The following is a 17,462-nucleotide window of genomic DNA, read 5'->3' as shown; positions in this document are numbered from 1 at the left end:
GAATTACGCAACAAAGCCTAATTGATGCCTCGGCACGAGCTTCCCGTAACTCTCTTGTATTCAGCTTTTCTTCAAGCCAGATGTTCCTTACTGTTGAGTGACTAATCGAGATGTTAAATCGCTTTCTCATCTCACCACTGATCCTGATCGATGTTAGATGAGGTAATTTGAGCGTTAATGAGATGACGACATTTCGAGTCTTCTCATCGATGCGGTTACTGTGCCTTGGTTGGCCATACATACGTTTCAAAGCTAATGGACCGTGTGCTTCGAGAAGTTGACGGTTGTTGTGAATGCTTTTGACAGAGCAACCACTCTGCCGAGCAGCTTCTCTCACATTGCCTAACTCCTTGGCAAGTTCAATAGCATCGAGCTTTTTCTGAACTTCTTCCCCGTATTCTTTCCTAGAGCTAGGCTCAACAAGCTCTTTAATGGACAGCTCTCGGTCAGCAAAGTAAGCGGTGAAGTTACCATCAAGTTGCTTACGTAGCTCAACTTGTTGACTCACGATAGAGTGCCTTAACGGAGAGGTAATTTGGTACATTGCGTTACCATAACTGAAGGTATGGTCCCGACGGATTTTTCGATATTCTTTTTGGATACATATCGCATCGAGGTTTAGGTGTTTCGGAATGGGCCTATGTTCCGAGCGCACCTGCTTAGCGTTGACAGTGAGGGTTGTCGCCCAATAGTCAGGGATGAAAGTGTTTTGCAGGTAGTCATTTGCGCTATTCATATCGGTGACCCCCGCCAGTCTTAACTCAGGGACGAGACGATCTTGGAACGTATCGAAGGCGCGTTCGATACGACCTTTTCCTTGGGGGGAGTTGGCAAAAATAATTTCTATACCAAGCTCTTCGCAGGCTCGTTGCATCTGAGAGAAGTGGCAGCGTTTTGGTCCACCAAAGATACCCGCTCTATCGACATAAAGCGTCTTAAAAAGCCCCTTTTTTTCGATATAAGCCTTCATTACTTTAAGGCAGCCTTCCGTAGTTTCTGAAGGAAAGAACTCCGCATGAACGTCACTGGTTGCGTCATCAATCATAGCGATAAGGCAGGACTTTTTGTCCCCGAACCAAAGGTGAGGGCTGCCGTCCATTTGCAGCATTAAGCCTTCTGCCTCCATGCGCTCTCGTCGTCTTCTTACTTTGGAGCGGCGATGTTTAGCTCGTTTTACATGATGGATTTCGTGCGCCCAGGTACGAAGTGTCTCTCGCTTTACTTTGATGCCTTCAAACACTTCCAGCATGTCTGCCAAATGAAGCATGTTAAAGTCGTAATACTTGGCTTTTATCAGAGCTTGAACTTGCTTCTTTAAGGTCACGGGGATTTTATTAGCGGGTGCTCTTCCTGTGTTGCCATGAACAACGAAACGAATACCATCGATACGGTATCGCCTGAGGTAACGTTCAATGGTTCGGGGGGATTTATTGAGCAGTTTCGAGGCATTGAGAATAGAGATTTTGTTAAGTGCCACTTTAGCAATGACATCCACGGTAAGTTGAGATTTAGCATCCATAACGATCATCCTATACACCCTTTGACTAATTCACAGTGATAGTCAAAGGATTACGTAAAAAGTAGGACCGTCAATTTCCCTCGGTAATTAGGCTAACGACAAAGTCGCTTGGTAGTTAAGGTACGACAGAATCGCTTGGTGATCACAATTAATTTAGGGGAAGCTATAGCTCATTTATGCCCATTTGCTTGTTAATGTAATTACTCAGTAGCAAATCACGCCAAAGGAATCACAGTACTTTTCCTCATGGCTGGCGGTAGAGGGGCGGTGCTCAGAAACTCCCATTCTCTATCAAAATAGACATGTGTAAACAAAAAATTTCATCCGCATGACTATTCAATAATACCATAGTCGTGGTAGCTTATATCTGAAGATGGTCATAAGGATTATTAATTTGGATTTCAGAAGCTTACACTTTCAACCAGAGCCAGTTCTGGTATGTAACGTATGGGATGTGTCTAGCGCAGTTATAGCGGAGCAGGCTGGTTATCAATGTATCGGTACTTCCAGCGCCGCCATTTCTCGTATGCTTGGGTATTCAGATGGTGAAGAAATGTCCTTTTCTGAGTTGTACGATTTTGTTGTTAAGATTAAGAGTCGAACAACCATTCCATTAACTGTAGATATTGAGGCTGGTTATGGGGATTCAATATCTGAAATCTACGAGAATATTAAGGCGCTAGCTGAAATTGGAGTCGCTGGGGTTAACATCGAAGATAGTGTAGTCATAGGTGGAAAGAGAGTTCTCAAAGATCCATATGTAATGGAAAATACCATCTCTGGTTTGGTAGCACTTTTACGTGCATCAGACATTTCCATATTCTTGAACTCAAGAACAGATGCTTATTTAGTTAAAGGCGATACTCCACTTGAGGAAACAAAGCTTCGTATATCCCTGTATCAGAAAGCAGGCGCTGATGGCATTTTTGTACCGTTTTTAGAGGAAAAAGAGGACATTAAGGTTCTTGCAGAATTCACTGATCTACCTCTGAACGTAATGTGTACCCAACGTTTACCTGATTTCAGGACTCTTTCTAAGTTAGGGGTAAAACGTATAAGTATGGGGAATTATGCTCATAGTAGGCTCTATAAAGAGCTAGAAAAAGATTTGTTGGAAGTCGCTGCTATTCAATCATTTGCACCATTTTTCAGTAATACAAATTGAGTTAGAGGGTGTTAAAATCTCCCGATGGTGAACAGCTCTGTTAGACATGTGTTTTACTGCATGGTCAATGCAAAATCCTGCATAAAGTAAATTCCCCCCATTCATCTGAGATTAACGGTTTTGTCCAGCTTCTTTCAAGGATGGCACCGTATCAAGCGGTGTCGCTCAGTCTTTTGTAATACCAAAAGTTATTCGTGAATAGCTAATTTAGTAAAGTCGCTGACTCACAAATGTCCAAAGACGTGCTGACGCCAATCTCGGCAAACACGTCTTTGCCCCATTCCAATTCGGGATGCATGTCTGTCACACTTCAAGGCTAGCCATTTGGCCTACATTTTCTAACCAGTGCAGTGTCTAGTGAAGCGCGGGCTAACCAAATGGCTCTTTCCTTAGTTGTTCACTACCAGATCATTGGTTTGGGTCACCCGCAGCCCTATAGAGTCTCTAGTTTTACTAGATCACACTTTGTTATATATCTCTAAGCTCGCACCTTCAATGGAATAGCCTGACTCGACCCCTATGTCATCAGAAATTACTGTTTCTGTTTTCAAGGTTCCTGTGATGTAAACGATATCCCAAAGGTCTTTAGTTGGAGTCCCTTCTTCAAACTTGACGTAAATAATCTGGTTTGGAGGTGGTGGTGGAACGTGAATACACGCACCATAAAAGGGAACCAAAAGAAACTCAGAGATTGACTCTGAGTCCCCTTCTAATGGAATCACGAAACCCGGTATTTTGACGTTGCTGCCATTCAGTTCTGGACGAACACTTCCCACTAGAGCCTGCTGAGCAACATTCGCACTATGGTCAAGGGCAGCAAGGGTTTCATCGCTGACGCGTGCACGTTCGCTTTCTGGGATCAGATCAAGCCACTCAATTTCTACCGTATTTTCATCGCGCACTTGGTTTGCTGCAAAAGAGGCAGAGCTGAATGTCACCATGATCAAAGAAGCGATGAACAATATGTGTTTCATATATTAACCTTTGTATTGTACATAACCCTTGTGCTGCACAGATTTGCGCGTCGATGGAAATTGCCACCGGTTTAAGGGGGATTAAGCCGATGGCGAGGGACAAAGCGAGCTAGGGCTTATTTCACTTGGTACTTGCTGTTAGTACGGATGTAGATTGTTGCCTCAGAGTCCCCCGTGTTGGTGATGTTATGAGAGAACTTGCCCTCAGATTCCACGTAGCTTCCCGGGTTTAAAGTAAGATTGCTGCTTTGTTCTTTTGAGTTGTACTCAATCGAGCCTGCAATCACAACGGCGCGGAACTCACTTGCGTCCGTGGTGATTTTTCCTTCAAAGCCGGCAGGCAGTTTGATCATTGAACCACCCATGTCAGAAGTGCTACCCCAAACATACGTTGATTGAACACCGTCTACTTTGATATCGTGAAGATCACTGCTGTTTAGCCACACGATATTGTCTTTATGCAAGTTTAGAGGACGTTCGCCATTATCGAACTTCTCTTCAGATGGTTGAACTAGATATGGACCCGCATCAATCTCAAGGTAGATTAGGTTTGTTTCACCGTTTGCGGCAGTGGTGTGGTCTTCACCTGCTGGTTGCGTCCAGAACGAGCCTGTTGGCATCCACATCTTTTCTGATGTTGGATCGTCATTATGCATTTGACCTTCAATGACCACACCGCGGTACGTGATGTTATGAATGTGCGGTGGTGACTCAAAACCCTTGTTAAAGCGTACCAACATACCTGTTGCGGTATCCGTTGTACGGTCACCCCAAAGGTCCGCAGCTCCCGGGCTAAGTACGCCGCGCAAAGGGTTTAGATAACCCCACTCAATATCGTTTACCGCGACAACTTTTGAAGAACCTTCATCGGCAAAAGAAGGTGTAGTAAGTAGCGTTGCGGCTAGTGCTAATGTCGATGCTTTAAATAATGATTTCATAGTAATGCCTCTGCTGTATTTGCTTGAGATTAATAATATTCAAAATTATTCATTCGATAAACGGGCTAATCTTTAATACACTTTCCTTAAATCGTGGATAATAAAACTGACCATTCGAGTAGTGAAGAGTATAGTGATGAAAATTTCAGATTTACAGGTTTTGTTGAAAGTTGCTGAGCTTCAATCGATTACAGCCGCGGCGAATCAACTTGATATGAGCTCTTCTGCTGCAAGTGTGTCATTAAAACGGATAGAGCAAGAGTTAGGAGCCGAGTTATTTGTTCGAACGACGCGAAAGATGCGCATGACCCCAGAGGGTGAGCGGTATCTACCTTTGTGCCAACAAGCATTGGATTTGTTGCAACAAGGGCAGGTGTTGGTCAATGAAGAGCAGCAATCCATCAGTGGGGAAGTTCGTATCGCGGTGTCTTCTGAGATGGGGCGCAACCTGATGCGCGTTTTGCTTAATGATGTAATGGACAAGCATCAAGACCTGTCATTGAGGCTCCATGTGAGTGATAGCCGAACCGATTTTTACCGCGATGGGGTCGATGTGGCGTTACGAGCTATGACTAAAGGTGCCGCGCAAGAATCCAACTTGTATGGATTTAAGATCTGCGATATCCCTCATGTTCTATGCGCTTCTCCTGATTATATTGAAAATCATGGTCGACCTTTGGTTCCTGATGATTTATATCAACATAAAGCCTTGCTCTACAAACTGTACGAAGTCGTGCACGACGGTTGGGATCTTTATCATGGTGATCAAAAATACAGAATAAAAATGAACAGTGATCGAGCTGTGAATGATGGTGATATTGTTCGTCGGTGGTGTATTGATGGGGTGGGGATAGCGAAGAAATCCGCTATTGATGTCGGTGAAGATTTACTCGCGGGCCGATTAGAGAGGATATTAGTTAATAGCGATATCCCACTGACCGAAATGTGGCTGATATTACCGAGTCGTCAGTTGATCTCTCCAGCGATTCGATTAATACGTGATGAGCTAAAAGTCAGGATTCACCAGCTTCGCGACAACTTGCTTGAGCAAGGGTTGATTGAAACTCGTGAATGGCCGTTGGATAACTAGCCGTGATCGCTAATAATGGTTCTGGGGACTAGTTAAACTAACGTTTGCCATACTTCAGTTAATTCGTCTTTCCCTAATTTAGCAAAAGTGCTAACTCAGAAATGTCCAGAACCTTCACAGATGGCACTTCGTAACTCATGTGATCACTTCGTAACTCAGAAGTGCCCCTTTTCTAGTTAGAACCAAAGCTACCCTTCAGCCATAATGCCATAATTGTGACTTTTGACTTACAATACTTGTACTATGCTTTTTTCAGCTTGGTTCTACTTACACAGCAAGCTCTGCAAGTAGAAACCTTCAATGTGGTTGGGCGTTTTATCTACAGATAACGACTTCTCAAATGGTCTTTGAAGTATTGCGCATTCAAGGTTTCGCCCGTTGCACCTTTCACCAAGTCATCGGTGGTCAGCAGGCTGCCTTTGCTCCAAATGTTCGATTCTAACCAAGTGAAGATAGGGGATAGGTCACCACTTTCAATCACAGAGTTCACATCGACCGTCTTCTTCATTGAAGCCATGAACTGAGCCGCGTACATCGCACCTAATGTGTAAGATGGGAAGTAACCAAATGCGCCGTCTGTCCAGTGGATATCTTGCATACAACCGTTAGTGAAATTGCCTTGAGTGCTCAAGCCAAGGTAAGACTGCATCTTGGTATTCCATAACTCTGGCACGTCAGTGTGTTTGATCTTACCGTTGATCAAGTCACGCTCAATCTCGTAACGCAGGATAACGTGTGCAGGGTAGGTGAGTTCATCAGCATCGACACGGATGAAGTCTTTCTTCACGCGCGTGTAGATCTTCTGGAAGTTCTCTTTCTCAAATTCTGAGCCTGAGAATTGCTGACCAGCCAAGTTCGCTAAGTGTCCAATGAACGGGTCGCTGCGGCCGACTTGCATCTCGAAGAATAAAGATTGAGATTCATGAATGCCCATAGAACGAGCTTCGCCCGCTGGTTGGCCTGCTAGGTGTTTTGGTAAGCCCTGTTCGTAACGCGCGTGCCCAGTTTCATGCACAATACCCATTAAGCTTTGAACGAACTCCGCTTCGTCGTAGCGAGTTGTGATACGCACGTCTGAAGGGACGCCGCCACAGAATGGGTGAACACTTTCATCCAATCGGCCGTGTTCGAAATCGAACTGAAGCAGCTTCATGACTTCTAAACCAAGAGCTTTCTGTTTCTCGGTCGAATAGATGCCAGATGGTGCGTTAAATTGCTCGCTCGATTGCTTTTCGATCACTTCATCAATCAAGCTTGGTAGCCAGGTTTTAACGTCTGCAAACAAGATATCAAGCGAAGCAGAGCTAGTGCCCGGTTCATAGATATCCAGCATCGCATCATAAGGCGTTAAATTAGCTGCGTCGGCGCGGATCTGAGCTTCTTCACGAGATAGCTCAACCACTTCACGCCAGTTCTTTTCGAATCCAACCCAGTCGTTGTTACCACGTTGGCTACGCCATGCATGTTCACACTTTGAACCTGCTAGAGATTTCGCTTCAACTAGCTTTTCTGGAAGTAGGTTAGCTTGTTGCCATTGGCGTTTTATTTCACGAAGTGACGATTGTTGTTCGTTATTTAGCGCTTCGTTTTCGGCGTCTGCAATCCAGTCACCAAGCTGTGGTTGCGTCATTAATCCGTGAATATGAACCGAAAGCTCTGCCATTGCTTCACTACGAGCTTGGTTACCACCTGCTGGCATCATTGAAGCTTGGTCCCAACCACAAATAGAGGCTAGGTGTTGAAAGCGTGAACATTTTTGAGAGTGTTCGACTAGTTTTTTGAATGCGCTCATTTGACTACTCTTAATTTGGTTTCTTTAAATGATCCTTAGGGCTGCGTCAGCGTTAAGGTTCATCTCGTGTACTTTGATTATGGCTTTGCTTTTTAATGACGCCGACCTTCGCAGTCGAAGATATAGCGAGAAAAGCATGAGGCGATACGATGCCTTGAATTTACTATTTCTTAACAAATCAAACTGTTCTATTGTGCACAAAATCAGTGAGTTGTATAGCTGGTGGCAATTGTTGCTTGCGAATTGTTCAGATACACGGTATTGATGATAGATCGCTGAACAAAAATGACAATGATATGGATATTTTGAACTTTGAGGCATTTCTAATTGCCATCACTATTTTAACGCTAACGCCGGGCTTAGATACGGCTTTGGTGATTCGCAATACTAGCCGCTCTGGCTTATCTGACGGTGTAATGACCAGCTTTGGTATTTGTAGCGGCCTCTATGTACACGCCTTTTTCTCTGCTGTGGGTATTTCTGCAATTCTTGCCCAGTCTGCTGAACTCTTTCAAGCCGTTAAGATGGTAGGTGCAGTTTACCTCATCTGGCTTGGCTTAAGCAGTTTACGAGCGTTGATGAAAAACGGTGGTGGTTTGAAGGTCGGTGAACAAGCTCAGCAAGCATACAGTGCAAAGCGTTCTTTGCGTGAAGGCTTTCTGTCTAACGTTCTTAACCCAAAAACAGCGGTTTTCTATCTGGCCTTTTTACCTCAATTTGTAAACCCTGAAGGTTCGCCTTTATTGCAATCTATGTTGATGGCTTCGGTCCACTTTATGATTGCGATGGTGTGGCAATGCGGCTTGGCTGGGGCACTTAACTCAGCTAAAAACTTGCTCAAGAACGCGAGTTTTATGAAGTGGATGGAAGGCGTGACGGGCATGGTGCTGGTTGGGCTGGGTGTTAAGCTTCTGATGGAAGAGCCTGTGTAGTTCACCGTTTTCAGTTGAACATGAATATATGAAAGCCCACGATGTGTCGTGGGCTTTGTGCTTTATTACTGGTAGATCTTTGTACCGATCTTATTCTACAGCGCAGTTATTCAACGACGCTAATGTTCATCTCAGCACCTTCGAAACCTAAGTCACTCAACTCATCGGCGTTAAAGTTGGTGGTAACTTCGATGTCGCCAATGCGCTCAGTAGATTCGTTGACGGAATCAGTACTTCTTTTGCTGCGTAGATTGTTAGTAATTGGTGTTGCTTGTCCAATTTCGATAGTACCTGCAAATTGAGATTCAGCGTAGAAATCTCCAGACACGTAAGAGTGGAAGGGGCGTAAGCTTCCGCCAGTCGCGTATTGCATGCTTGATAAGCCAGCTTCTTTAATCGCCCAGCCCCAATCCCACCATTTAGTTTCACCTGGGATGTAACGGTGATCCCATTGGTAGCGAATGTCGGCAGATTCACTGCTGCCACGGCCCATGGTGAAGGTATGAGCCTTGTACGGGCGGTTATCTGGATGAGAGTGCCACGCGTTGCCACCCCAACGAAGGAAGCCGTTGAATTCAACATCGTAGCTAATATCGGCGTTGAATCGGTACGGGTAAGAGATGCTTGAACGATACAGCTCAACTCGAATCGGTAGCTCCGAATTCGCAGGAACCATAGGACGAGCTTGAAGTGTTACTTGTTCGCTAGTGGAGTTGCCATTTGTTTCAGCGAAGCTTTGGTTAGCCTCGAACTTAACGGTGAGCTTAGTTTCGCCAACCAAAGGCCACTTGAAGGTGTTCTCTGTTTGAACGCTCTGTGAGAATCCGTAGCTGTTCGTTTTCGACCAGTTTGTTGATTCGTCTACTTTTAGGTCTACCACCACTTGTTGCGCGATGTTGCTGTTGTTTCTTGCCGTCGCGTAAACCGTTTTCACTAGTTCACGATCCGACTCGACAACATCACCATGCCAAAAGTTGTCGTCGTTAACGGTGTAGGCAAAATTGTCGACGGTGATTTTGGTTTTTTCATCACAGCGATAGCCGCTACAAGAGCCATTGTTATTTCCTTGTATTACCCAACTGTTGCCAGAGCGCTTTATCGTCATGTCTTCGCCCACGTACTGACTGTTATTACCGCCAACCCAAGCGTAACCTAGGTTGTGGGCTAAGTAGCTTAATGGGCGTACAAAGTCGTTACGGTTGTTCACTAATTCATACTGAACATCGATTTCGCTGCCTTCCTGAACCGATTTGGCGGAATAGTTGGGGATTTCAGATTGGTCGTTGTTTGGGTAACAGAACGTTGACCCACTGCTTGATTGCTTAATTTCGCCATGATAACCCGGCCCCATGATTACCCAGTTTCCTTTTAACCCGGTGATCTGCCAAGTGCCCATGCGAGCGACCAAAGTACTCTTCTGCTCTTCTGCTTCATAACGGTCTATAGGACGATAACCAGAGCGACAGACATCTTCACCAAGTTGGTCAAACACTATTTGGTCTGGGTAAATCTTCGCATTTACACCGGTTGATAGAACAGACAACACTGCGGTTGCTAAGAGACTTCTGTTTACTGTGATCATTAACAATTCCCTCATTTGTAATTTTTCTATTTTGATAATGTTTTGTGTGCCGTGCAGTTAACAAGACAAGTTCACTTTTTCATGTTGATAAATAGATAGATACTGAAAAGGGTTGAATTAAATTACCCAGTTAATTCAATGGCTTGTATTGTCATTAGTGTTTTTACGGTGAAAGAGTATGCAACTGAACGTAAATTGTTTGATGGGGCTCAAACCGTTTTTAGAAAAATGAAGGCCCATTATTCGGGCTTAGACGTCAAAATTATTTGACGTTATTTTTGGCGTTTGTATGAATGGTTAATTAGAAGAACAGGTATAACCATTCACAATACTCGTAGTTTTAAGGTGGGCAGGTAGTGAGTGACAAAGAGTAAAAATCTAACTTGAATATTTTGCTTTGCTATCGGTTTTAAAATGCAAACACTTAAAGTAAGGAAGACTGTAATAATTGTATTACTGATAAAATAATGAAAATAACCATCCGTTTTTTATGTGTAATATCGGAAAAGCTTGCTACTTGATAATAGGGCGCTTTTTGCTAGTGGTTAAACTATCTCTAATTATCGTTTGGCCAGAAGTTGCGTTCGGCCTGTATTACACGTTTTAATGATGGCAAATAAATCATTCGAACTTAAGATATCAATCTTTACCGTTAATGGGTCATTGTTGATTAACAGGTAAGGCGCCAATCGGCTGTCATTCATTGTTTTATTTATTTTTTGCAAAGAGACTAAGTCAATGGTGCCAGAAATAGAAAAGAAAAGTGATTGAGAAGGACGGGCTGTTCCTCTGAATCGCAGAACAAGTGGGTCGGGCATGTTGTCGTCTTGAACGGATATCAGGTGCAGCACCTTGTTGTTACTTATTTTCGTTAATCCGTCGGTACGTAATACATTGTCATTCACTATCAGGTCCACCACGCTATGTTGGTAGCGATGCTCTTCTTTTGGTTGGGGCGAAGGGATACTCCATATGCCAACCAATAAAACGAATGCAGAAATGAGCGCAACGATTGGCATCATAATTGACCTCTTTCTAGGAATAGGGCCAGTTCGGTACTGGCTTGATCTAGTTGGGTTGGCGTGTAAAAGATGTTGACGGACTGGCGTGTGGCTTTGTTCAGAATAGAGAGCTCAGAATATTCCGCTTCTTCGCTAATGTACGCCACGCAATCACATTGATACTGATAGAGAATGCTTTCTAGCTCTGGCGTCATCGCCATTTCAGGGGCTTGGAAAACTTGTATTTGACCTATCCATTGCTCGCTGAGCCGGTTAACGGGTTTGATATCGCTGAGGTTTCTCTCATTAACCTTAGCAAAAGCCAATAACGCTGATGCCAACAGTAAGCAGCCAGTGGTGAAGTAGCACAACTTGTTTCGGTTTTCAGCAGTGGGAAAGTAAGCCGACGAACTTTGTTTAGGGTTAGGCTTAGGTTCGACTGCAACAGCTGCACCGATAGCAATACCGTTATTGCCGACGGGTATCAGGTTGCTCGCATCAGCAAGGGGAGTTGTGGCTGCATTATTGATGGGGGAGTCGATTACCACGCACTCATCGATAAGGCGATAGCCCACCTTAAGAACGGTGACGATTGGGGTTTCTTTGATGCCTAATCTAACGAACCCTTGGCGCAGTAAACTTATACTTTTCGCTAGTGGCGTATCCCCTATGAACTCGTTTCCCCAAGCGAAGCTAATAATATCTTGTTTGTTAACAATATCGGGTGAGTTTTTATGTAATAACTCCAGGACCCGAGTTTCACGGTATCCTACTTTAATAGAACGTTCATCGTTATAAATACGGTTTTTAATCGGGTCGAATCTGATCATATAGCCAACGTTTTATTTTTATTATAATTCTCTCTACAATGTAGATGACTATAAACTGACTAATATATGAATTAAAGTCACATGTTTTATTCTTCTGGTTTTTTGTGTCGTTGAAACGAAAAGAAATTTAATATGTTTGTTACAAAACGCCTGACACCTACGCACAATCTGTTAAATATAAGTAATATCTAATTAAGTGTTGGTTTTATTAGTGTTCTTTTTAGTAGTCTTCTATCTTCTTTATTAAATCGCATAGTGGTCGATTTAATATTCTTGTTATTTATAAGGGCATATGTGCTACATAATAATTTAAGACGTTTCGCTATGTGATGAAAATAAAAAAGCCCGCAGTTGAATGCGGGCTTGGTATTCAATCACTTCAGTTTACGCTTTAACTGCTTCACAATCATTTGAAGACGTCAACGGTTTGAAGAATAGCTTGGTTTCTTCGATAACAACGTGGCGCAGCAAGATAAGCCCGATTAGGTTCGGAATTGCCATTAGGCCGTTCACGATATCAGCCATTATCCAGATCATGTCGAGCTTTAAGAATGCACCAGAAGCCACCAACGCAATGAAGATGATCTTGTAAGGCAATACAGCTTTGGTACCTAGCAAGAACACAACACAGCGCTCACCGTAGTAGTTCCAACCTAAAATTGTTGTAAACGCAAAGAAGATTAAGCCAACAGAAACCAACATAGGGCCAAGGGTATCTGCATTCAGACCAACAGCGAATGCGTGAGTGGTCATCGCAGCGCCTGAAAGATCAGTCTGCCAAGCACCCGTTAAGATAAGCGCCAAACCTGTCATCGTACAGATGATGATGGTGTCGAAGAAGGTACCTGTCATAGAGACAAGTCCTTGTTTCACACATGAGTCTGTTTTAGCCGCTGCTGCAGCCATTGGTGCGCTACCTAGGCCAGATTCGTTCGAGAACACACCACGAGCGATACCTGATTGGATAGCAAGCATGATGCTCGCGCCAAAGAAACCACCGGTTGCTGCTGTGTTGGTAAACGCAGAAGTCACAACAAGGGTAATGGCATTCAGTAGTTGGTCGGCATTTGAAATCAGAACGCTTAAACACGCGACGACGTACATAACCGCCATAGTAGGAACAACTTTCCCTGCCACTTTAGCGATAGATTGGATACCACCAAGGGTAACCACTGCCACTAATATCGTAAGAACGACAGCAGACATCTCACGCGAAGCGCCAAATGAGATTTGAGTTGCGTCCAAGATAGCGTTGACTTGTGGGAAGGTACCGATACCGAAGCAAGCAACGCCGAGCGCGAAGACAGCGAACATTACCGCTAAGATTCGTGAGCCGACACCGTATTGCAGGTAGTACATTGGGCCGCCAACCATTTCGCCATTGCTATCGGTTCTGCGGTATTTAACGGCGAGTAGACATTCTGCGTACTTGGTCGCCATACCAAATACAGCGGCAAGCCACATCCAGAATAGGGCACCAGGGCCACCAATCTTGATTGCGGTCGCTACACCAACGATGTTACCTGTACCAATGGTTGCTGAAAGTGCAGTACACAAAGCCGCGAAACTCGATACGTCACCCGTACCAGATTTGTCTTTGCTGAACACCATTTTCAGTGCAGTTGGGAGGTGTCTAAACTGGAGTAAGCCTAAGCGAAAAGTAAAGTAGATACCTGTACCCACTAGCAGAATAAGCAGTGGTGGTCCCCAAACGAATTGGTTAATGGTTTGTAGTGTAGCTTGTAGGTGGTTCATAGATTCCCCTTAATAAATTAAAAATTTAAGGAGAAGAGGGAAGGCAGTGCAGATCTCAGGGATCGGGGGCACTACTTAATACATACGGATTTCTAGATAGAATTCTTGTGTTAATTAAGGCTGTTGCTTTCCACTCCTCTGTCCTTTTGCCTGAGAGTTTCACTTAGCGAATCACTTATAGATAAGTAACGGGCACTAAGCTTGCTCCTTCGGCGACCGATCTAACGGTTCTCTCCAGAGGTTCCTCCAACGACAGTCCTCACTTTTCTGGATTTCTCCAGCATAAAGCACCTGAAAGATTTACTTCTTCGGCGGGTCAATCTAACTAAATGTTAATGTTTAGTTAAAAACCACTCTCCTGCAGTCTTCATCGGAACAATTACCTAAATAATTAGGTAATCTGTAGGCGTATCCTAGATCATATAAAATGTGATGTCAGCTACAAAATATCTGTTTGCACAAATGTTGTTCAACTAAATGATCAAACAACGAGTCTCTGACGTAACTTGCTTATTTAAATGGTATAAAATAGAGAAACAAGGAGGAGTTATGACTCGACTAATAGCGATTGTTTTTTTATTGGCTTTGGCATTTGTACTATTTCGTTACCGGACAAACGAAAAACTGCAAAAATGGGTAGTGATAGTTATCGTTAGCAGTTTCCTTTTGTATACTGCCAGCTTGATGATTTCGGAGTTAACTCGTTAAGCCTGCCTGTAAACAGGTGGGATGAATGTGTTAGTAAAGCTTAAGTGCTTCTGGCTTGAGCGATAGGTTTAACTGAGCCTTCACAATCAGTATTGGCATTCGTGTCAGTGACCGCGTAACGTTAAATAAATTTTTGGGAGTACCCGCTAGTGAACCAGCAATCTGGACAAAGCGAACAAGATGAAGTGGTTGTTATAGAAGAACGCGATAAGCGCAGTCAGCTCTATATCGGCATTGCTGCGGTTATAGGTTTAGCACTGGGTGGCTTAATTGGTTCTACAGTTACGGCTTCTAAGTGGGAGTCCACTTACCAGGTACTCGAAACTCGTTATCAAGAACTGCATGACAGCAGAGCACAGTTGATGGCATCCGTTGAAACTAAAGTGGCAAAAGTTGATACCGAAATCGATGCGAAAGTAGAAGCCGCTCTAGTGAAACAAACGGAAGAGCATCAAAAAGAGCTCCAGGAATTAGCGAAGCAGTCTTCGGTTTTAGAGAAGGCGAACTACTCGTTAGAGCAACAGCTAAATGAACAGAAGCAAACGTTAGAGCAAACTCAGCAAGACAACCAGAAACTTAATCGTCAGGCTGACATGCAATCGACTTTGTTTGAGCGTGCGCGTGAAGTTTTCCGAAAAGAATTACAGATTTCTCAAGAACTTGAAAAACTTGAGAAAGAAAGAGATCAACTCGAGCAGAATCTTGGTTCTCTTAAGAAAGCGTGTGATGTTTACTTAGATGGCACATCATGGGATGCGAAATCTGACGCGTGTGAGAAGCAAGATAACGCTAACTCTCGACTGAGTGATATAAGACAAATGATTGAAGTCCACACCATGGACCTCAAACAGATCAAAACTCTCACTGAAGAGATGGGTCTATAAGCCGAAGGCTTTACCAACCTAACGTTAGTTTTGCACTAAATATTGAAACGCCCACATCACACACGTGATGTGGGCGTTTTGCGTTTGTCGAGAGCATAGATCCGGTGCTTTCTCATTATTGATTATTTGCGTGTTTTCATTGTTTGCTTAGATATTTGTGAATAGTTACGTATATCCACAATGATATGTTACTTGTTGTCTATTAAATGACTTTGCATACATATTTTCAGCTCAGAGTCGCTGCATAATAGTGTTGTTCAGGATGAACACGCAGTCGATTGCTAGCTCGCATTTGGCTGCTTTGACGACAAGGGATGGAGTGATGCCAGAGTATCTTTGTGAGAACTGCACCATAGCTTATTGTTTCGATGATTGTCGCTCGCCATTAGCGCAAAAAGAGATGATCAAAGTAGAAGAGTTGGTTCGTCGTGTCGATGTTGAACACGATGATGAACAGAGTGAAAAGGGTGAAAAGAGTGAGCAGGGCATTGAAGGTAGTTATTCGCCTAATCGTTCAGACATAAAAAATCCCCACAAGCCAAGCTGGTAGGGATTTTGGATAAGTTGCAGTCCTGTTCTCGCTTTCTCAAGCAAAGGGTCTTACAAAAATTTTTAGAACAGTTTCGTTTTTAGAGCTGTGTCGTTTCTTAGAATGCAGTTAGCTACTAGAGCAAAACCTCATTCCACTAAACGTTATTTCTCATACGTTTTGATTTCGCCTGATTTCACACGAGCAACAAACGATTGCAGTTCTTTCTTCACAACTGGCATCAAGAAGTACAGACCAAGAATGTTGAAGATAGACATCGCAAAGATAGCCGCATCAGAGAAGTCGATTACCGCACCAAATTGAATCGTGGCACCAATAACAACAAACACACAGAACATCACTTTGAAAATCAGCTCCGTTGTTTTGCCTTCACCAAATAGGTAAGTCCAAGCTTTAAGACCGTAGTACGACCAAGAGATCATGGTAGAAAACGCAAACATGATTACTGCGAGAGCGAGTGTGTATTTGAATACTTCTGCCGTTTCAGTAAACGATGCAGCAGTCAGCGTTACACCCGTTAAACCAGAGCCATCGAATGGACCTACGTTTAAACCAGCGATAGTGATAACCAATGCGGTCATTGTACAAATGATTACCGTATCAACGAACGGTTCTAATAGTGATACTAGACCTTCGGTGATTGGTTCTTTTGTTTTAACCGCTGAGTGAGCGATAGCTGCTGAACCTACACCTGCTTCGTTCGAGAATGTTGCACGTTTCAAGCCTTGAATTAGCGCACCAATAAATCCACCAACAACACCTTCACCAGTAAATGCACCTGTAAAGATTGCGCTGAACGCAGGGCCAACTTGATCAAGGTTAGAACCGATAACAATCAGAGCCATACCGATATACAGAGCAGCCATCCAAGGAACAACTTTTTCTGTTACCGATGCGATAGAAGGCATACCACCAACAATCACAGAGAAAACTAAAGAGGCAAGTACAAGGCCAGTGATCACACCGTATTCACTTGGTACATCAAATGCGTAAGTTAACATGGCGTGTGCTTGGTTAGCTTGGAACATGTTACCGCCGCCTAATGCGCCTAAAATACACATTAATGCGAAACCAATAGCGAGCACTTTACCTAGTCCGCCTAAACCTCTTTCACCCAGACCTTGGCTTAGGTAGTACATTGGACCACCCGAAACAACACCTGAAGGTAGGATAGTTCGGTATTTCACACCTAAGGTACACTCACAGAACTTAGAAGCCATACCCAGAAGGCCACACAAGATCATCCAGAATGTCGCGCCAGGGCCACCAATCGCAAGTGCAGCACCTACACCGGCAATGTTACCAAGCCCGACAGTACCAGAAAGCGCCGTTGTTAACGCTTGAAAGTGAGAAACCTCGCCGTCCTCTTTAGAGTTAGGATCGGTATACTTACCTTTGATAATGTCTAACGCCATGCCGACACGTTTAAATTGAACAAAGCCAAAATAAACAGTGAAGATGATCGCAGCGAGCAACAGCCAGCCAACAATCACTGGGAAGTTAGCTTCACCAATCGGTACACTTTTAAATATCAGCCCAACGAACCAACCTGTGTATTCGTTGAAAAAACCATCAACACTTTGACTTAAGTTGCTGATAGCTTGGTTAAATGATCCTTCTTCTGCAAATGCACTGGAACTAAACAATAATATAAACCCAAAAAATAATTCACGTATGTTTTTCATGGTTTTCCCTGTCTTTTTAATAAATTATGTTTGTTGCTGTTGTGTTTGTTTTCTATT

At 43.6% G+C, this 17,462-nt stretch carries 14 protein-coding genes and 1 riboswitch; of the genes, 5 read left to right on the top strand and 9 right to left on the bottom strand.

Features of this window, described 5'->3' with window-relative positions; genetic code table 11:
* Window positions 1–1,528: ISNCY family transposase (locus AB4384_RS13330; protein ID WP_372129663.1), on the bottom strand; the 1,528-nt coding region annotated here is incomplete at its 3' end.
* A gap of 364 nt (window positions 1,529–1,892) precedes the next feature.
* On the opposite strand from AB4384_RS13330, the gene AB4384_RS13325 reads away from it, so the two are divergent.
* A complete protein-coding gene (locus AB4384_RS13325; RefSeq protein WP_372129662.1) occupies window positions 1,893–2,684 on the top strand; it encodes an isocitrate lyase/phosphoenolpyruvate mutase family protein in 792 nt (263 codons plus the stop codon).
* Window positions 2,685–3,142: 458 nt separating this feature from the next.
* Here the strand turns inward: AB4384_RS13325 and AB4384_RS13320 are convergent, their stop codons facing one another.
* A complete protein-coding gene (locus AB4384_RS13320; protein ID WP_102320869.1) occupies window positions 3,143–3,658 on the bottom strand; it encodes a DUF3299 domain-containing protein in 516 nt (171 codons plus the stop codon).
* 116 nt (window positions 3,659–3,774) lie between these two features.
* On the bottom strand, window positions 3,775–4,596 hold the full coding sequence (locus AB4384_RS13315) for a DUF4437 domain-containing protein (protein ID WP_102320870.1): 822 nt from the start codon (window positions 4,594–4,596) through the stop codon (window positions 3,775–3,777).
* Between the two features lie 136 nt (window positions 4,597–4,732).
* Between AB4384_RS13315 and AB4384_RS13310 the strand changes: the two genes are divergently transcribed.
* Window positions 4,733–5,686, top strand: coding sequence for a LysR family transcriptional regulator (locus AB4384_RS13310; protein ID WP_102320871.1), 954 nt, complete (start codon window positions 4,733–4,735; stop codon window positions 5,684–5,686).
* Between the two features lie 319 nt (window positions 5,687–6,005).
* Here the strand turns inward: AB4384_RS13310 and AB4384_RS13305 are convergent, their stop codons facing one another.
* Window positions 6,006–7,478, bottom strand: coding sequence for a carboxypeptidase M32 (locus AB4384_RS13305; RefSeq protein WP_372129661.1), 1,473 nt, complete (start codon window positions 7,476–7,478; stop codon window positions 6,006–6,008).
* A 296-nt stretch (window positions 7,479–7,774) separates the two neighbouring features.
* Between AB4384_RS13305 and AB4384_RS13300 the strand changes: the two genes are divergently transcribed.
* Complete coding sequence (locus tag AB4384_RS13300) at window positions 7,775–8,410, top strand: LysE family translocator (protein WP_017077131.1); 636 nt, start codon at window positions 7,775–7,777, stop codon at window positions 8,408–8,410.
* 106 nt (window positions 8,411–8,516) lie between these two features.
* Here AB4384_RS13300 and AB4384_RS13295 read toward each other — a convergent pair whose 3' ends face one another.
* From AB4384_RS13295 to AB4384_RS13280, 4 genes are all read right to left on the bottom strand, one after another.
* On the bottom strand, window positions 8,517–9,992 hold the full coding sequence (locus tag AB4384_RS13295; protein ID WP_017063796.1) for an aerolysin family beta-barrel pore-forming toxin: 1,476 nt from the start codon (window positions 9,990–9,992) through the stop codon (window positions 8,517–8,519).
* A 560-nt stretch (window positions 9,993–10,552) separates the two neighbouring features.
* Entirely contained in the window at window positions 10,553–11,014 is a 462-nt protein-coding gene (locus AB4384_RS13290) for a hypothetical protein (RefSeq protein ID WP_372129660.1), read from the bottom strand.
* Window positions 11,011–11,823, bottom strand: coding sequence for a transcriptional regulator (locus AB4384_RS13285; RefSeq protein ID WP_372129659.1), 813 nt, complete (start codon window positions 11,821–11,823; stop codon window positions 11,011–11,013). Before AB4384_RS13285 ends, AB4384_RS13290 begins: the two co-directional genes overlap by 4 nt.
* A 384-nt stretch (window positions 11,824–12,207) precedes the next feature.
* The gene (locus AB4384_RS13280) at window positions 12,208–13,578 is read right to left on the bottom strand and encodes a sodium:alanine symporter family protein (protein WP_017059726.1); all 1,371 of its coding nucleotides are present in this window, start codon (window positions 13,576–13,578) and stop codon (window positions 12,208–12,210) included.
* Window positions 13,579–13,706: 128 nt separating this feature from the next.
* A riboswitch (glycine riboswitch) is annotated at window positions 13,707–13,826 on the bottom strand.
* A 609-nt stretch (window positions 13,827–14,435) separates the two neighbouring features.
* On the opposite strand from AB4384_RS13280, the gene AB4384_RS13275 reads away from it, so the two are divergent.
* Window positions 14,436–15,170, top strand: coding sequence for a chromosome partitioning protein ParA (locus AB4384_RS13275; protein ID WP_372129658.1), 735 nt, complete (start codon window positions 14,436–14,438; stop codon window positions 15,168–15,170).
* Between the two features lie 322 nt (window positions 15,171–15,492).
* A complete protein-coding gene (locus AB4384_RS13270) occupies window positions 15,493–15,720 on the top strand; it encodes a hypothetical protein (protein ID WP_065584878.1) in 228 nt (75 codons plus the stop codon).
* Between the two features lie 143 nt (window positions 15,721–15,863).
* Here the strand turns inward: AB4384_RS13270 and AB4384_RS13265 are convergent, their stop codons facing one another.
* The gene (locus AB4384_RS13265) at window positions 15,864–17,405 is read right to left on the bottom strand and encodes an alanine/glycine:cation symporter family protein (protein ID WP_372129657.1); all 1,542 of its coding nucleotides are present in this window, start codon (window positions 17,403–17,405) and stop codon (window positions 15,864–15,866) included.
* Window positions 17,406–17,462: the final 57 nt, after the last annotated feature.

This window comes from Vibrio sp. 10N.261.51.A4 (genome assembly GCF_041471945.1).
GTDB lineage: Bacteria > Pseudomonadota > Gammaproteobacteria > Enterobacterales > Vibrionaceae > Vibrio > Vibrio crassostreae_C.
This window is presented reverse-complemented; position numbering and strand designations above follow the sequence as displayed.

Bases quoted from the DNA above. Each gene is read 5' to 3' on its own strand.
- AB4384_RS13325 (WP_372129662.1), top strand. From the start codon at position 1,893: ATGGTCATAAGGATTATTAATTTGGATTTCAGAAGCTTACACTTTCAA.
- AB4384_RS13320 (WP_102320869.1), bottom strand. From the start codon at position 3,658: ATGAAACACATATTGTTCATCGCTTCTTTGATCATGGTGACATTCAGC.
- AB4384_RS13315 (WP_102320870.1), bottom strand. From the start codon at position 4,596: ATGAAATCATTATTTAAAGCATCGACATTAGCACTAGCCGCAACGCTA.
- AB4384_RS13310 (WP_102320871.1), top strand. From the start codon at position 4,733: ATGAAAATTTCAGATTTACAGGTTTTGTTGAAAGTTGCTGAGCTTCAA.
- AB4384_RS13305 (WP_372129661.1), bottom strand. From the start codon at position 7,478: ATGAGCGCATTCAAAAAACTAGTCGAACACTCTCAAAAATGTTCACGC.
- AB4384_RS13300 (WP_017077131.1), top strand. From the start codon at position 7,775: ATGGATATTTTGAACTTTGAGGCATTTCTAATTGCCATCACTATTTTA.
- AB4384_RS13295 (WP_017063796.1), bottom strand. From the start codon at position 9,992: ATGATCACAGTAAACAGAAGTCTCTTAGCAACCGCAGTGTTGTCTGTT.
- AB4384_RS13290 (WP_372129660.1), bottom strand. From the start codon at position 11,014: ATGATGCCAATCGTTGCGCTCATTTCTGCATTCGTTTTATTGGTTGGC.
- AB4384_RS13285 (WP_372129659.1), bottom strand. From the start codon at position 11,823: ATGATCAGATTCGACCCGATTAAAAACCGTATTTATAACGATGAACGT.
- AB4384_RS13280 (WP_017059726.1), bottom strand. From the start codon at position 13,578: ATGAACCACCTACAAGCTACACTACAAACCATTAACCAATTCGTTTGG.
- AB4384_RS13270 (WP_065584878.1), top strand. From the start codon at position 15,493: ATGCCAGAGTATCTTTGTGAGAACTGCACCATAGCTTATTGTTTCGAT.
- AB4384_RS13265 (WP_372129657.1), bottom strand. From the start codon at position 17,405: ATGAAAAACATACGTGAATTATTTTTTGGGTTTATATTATTGTTTAGT.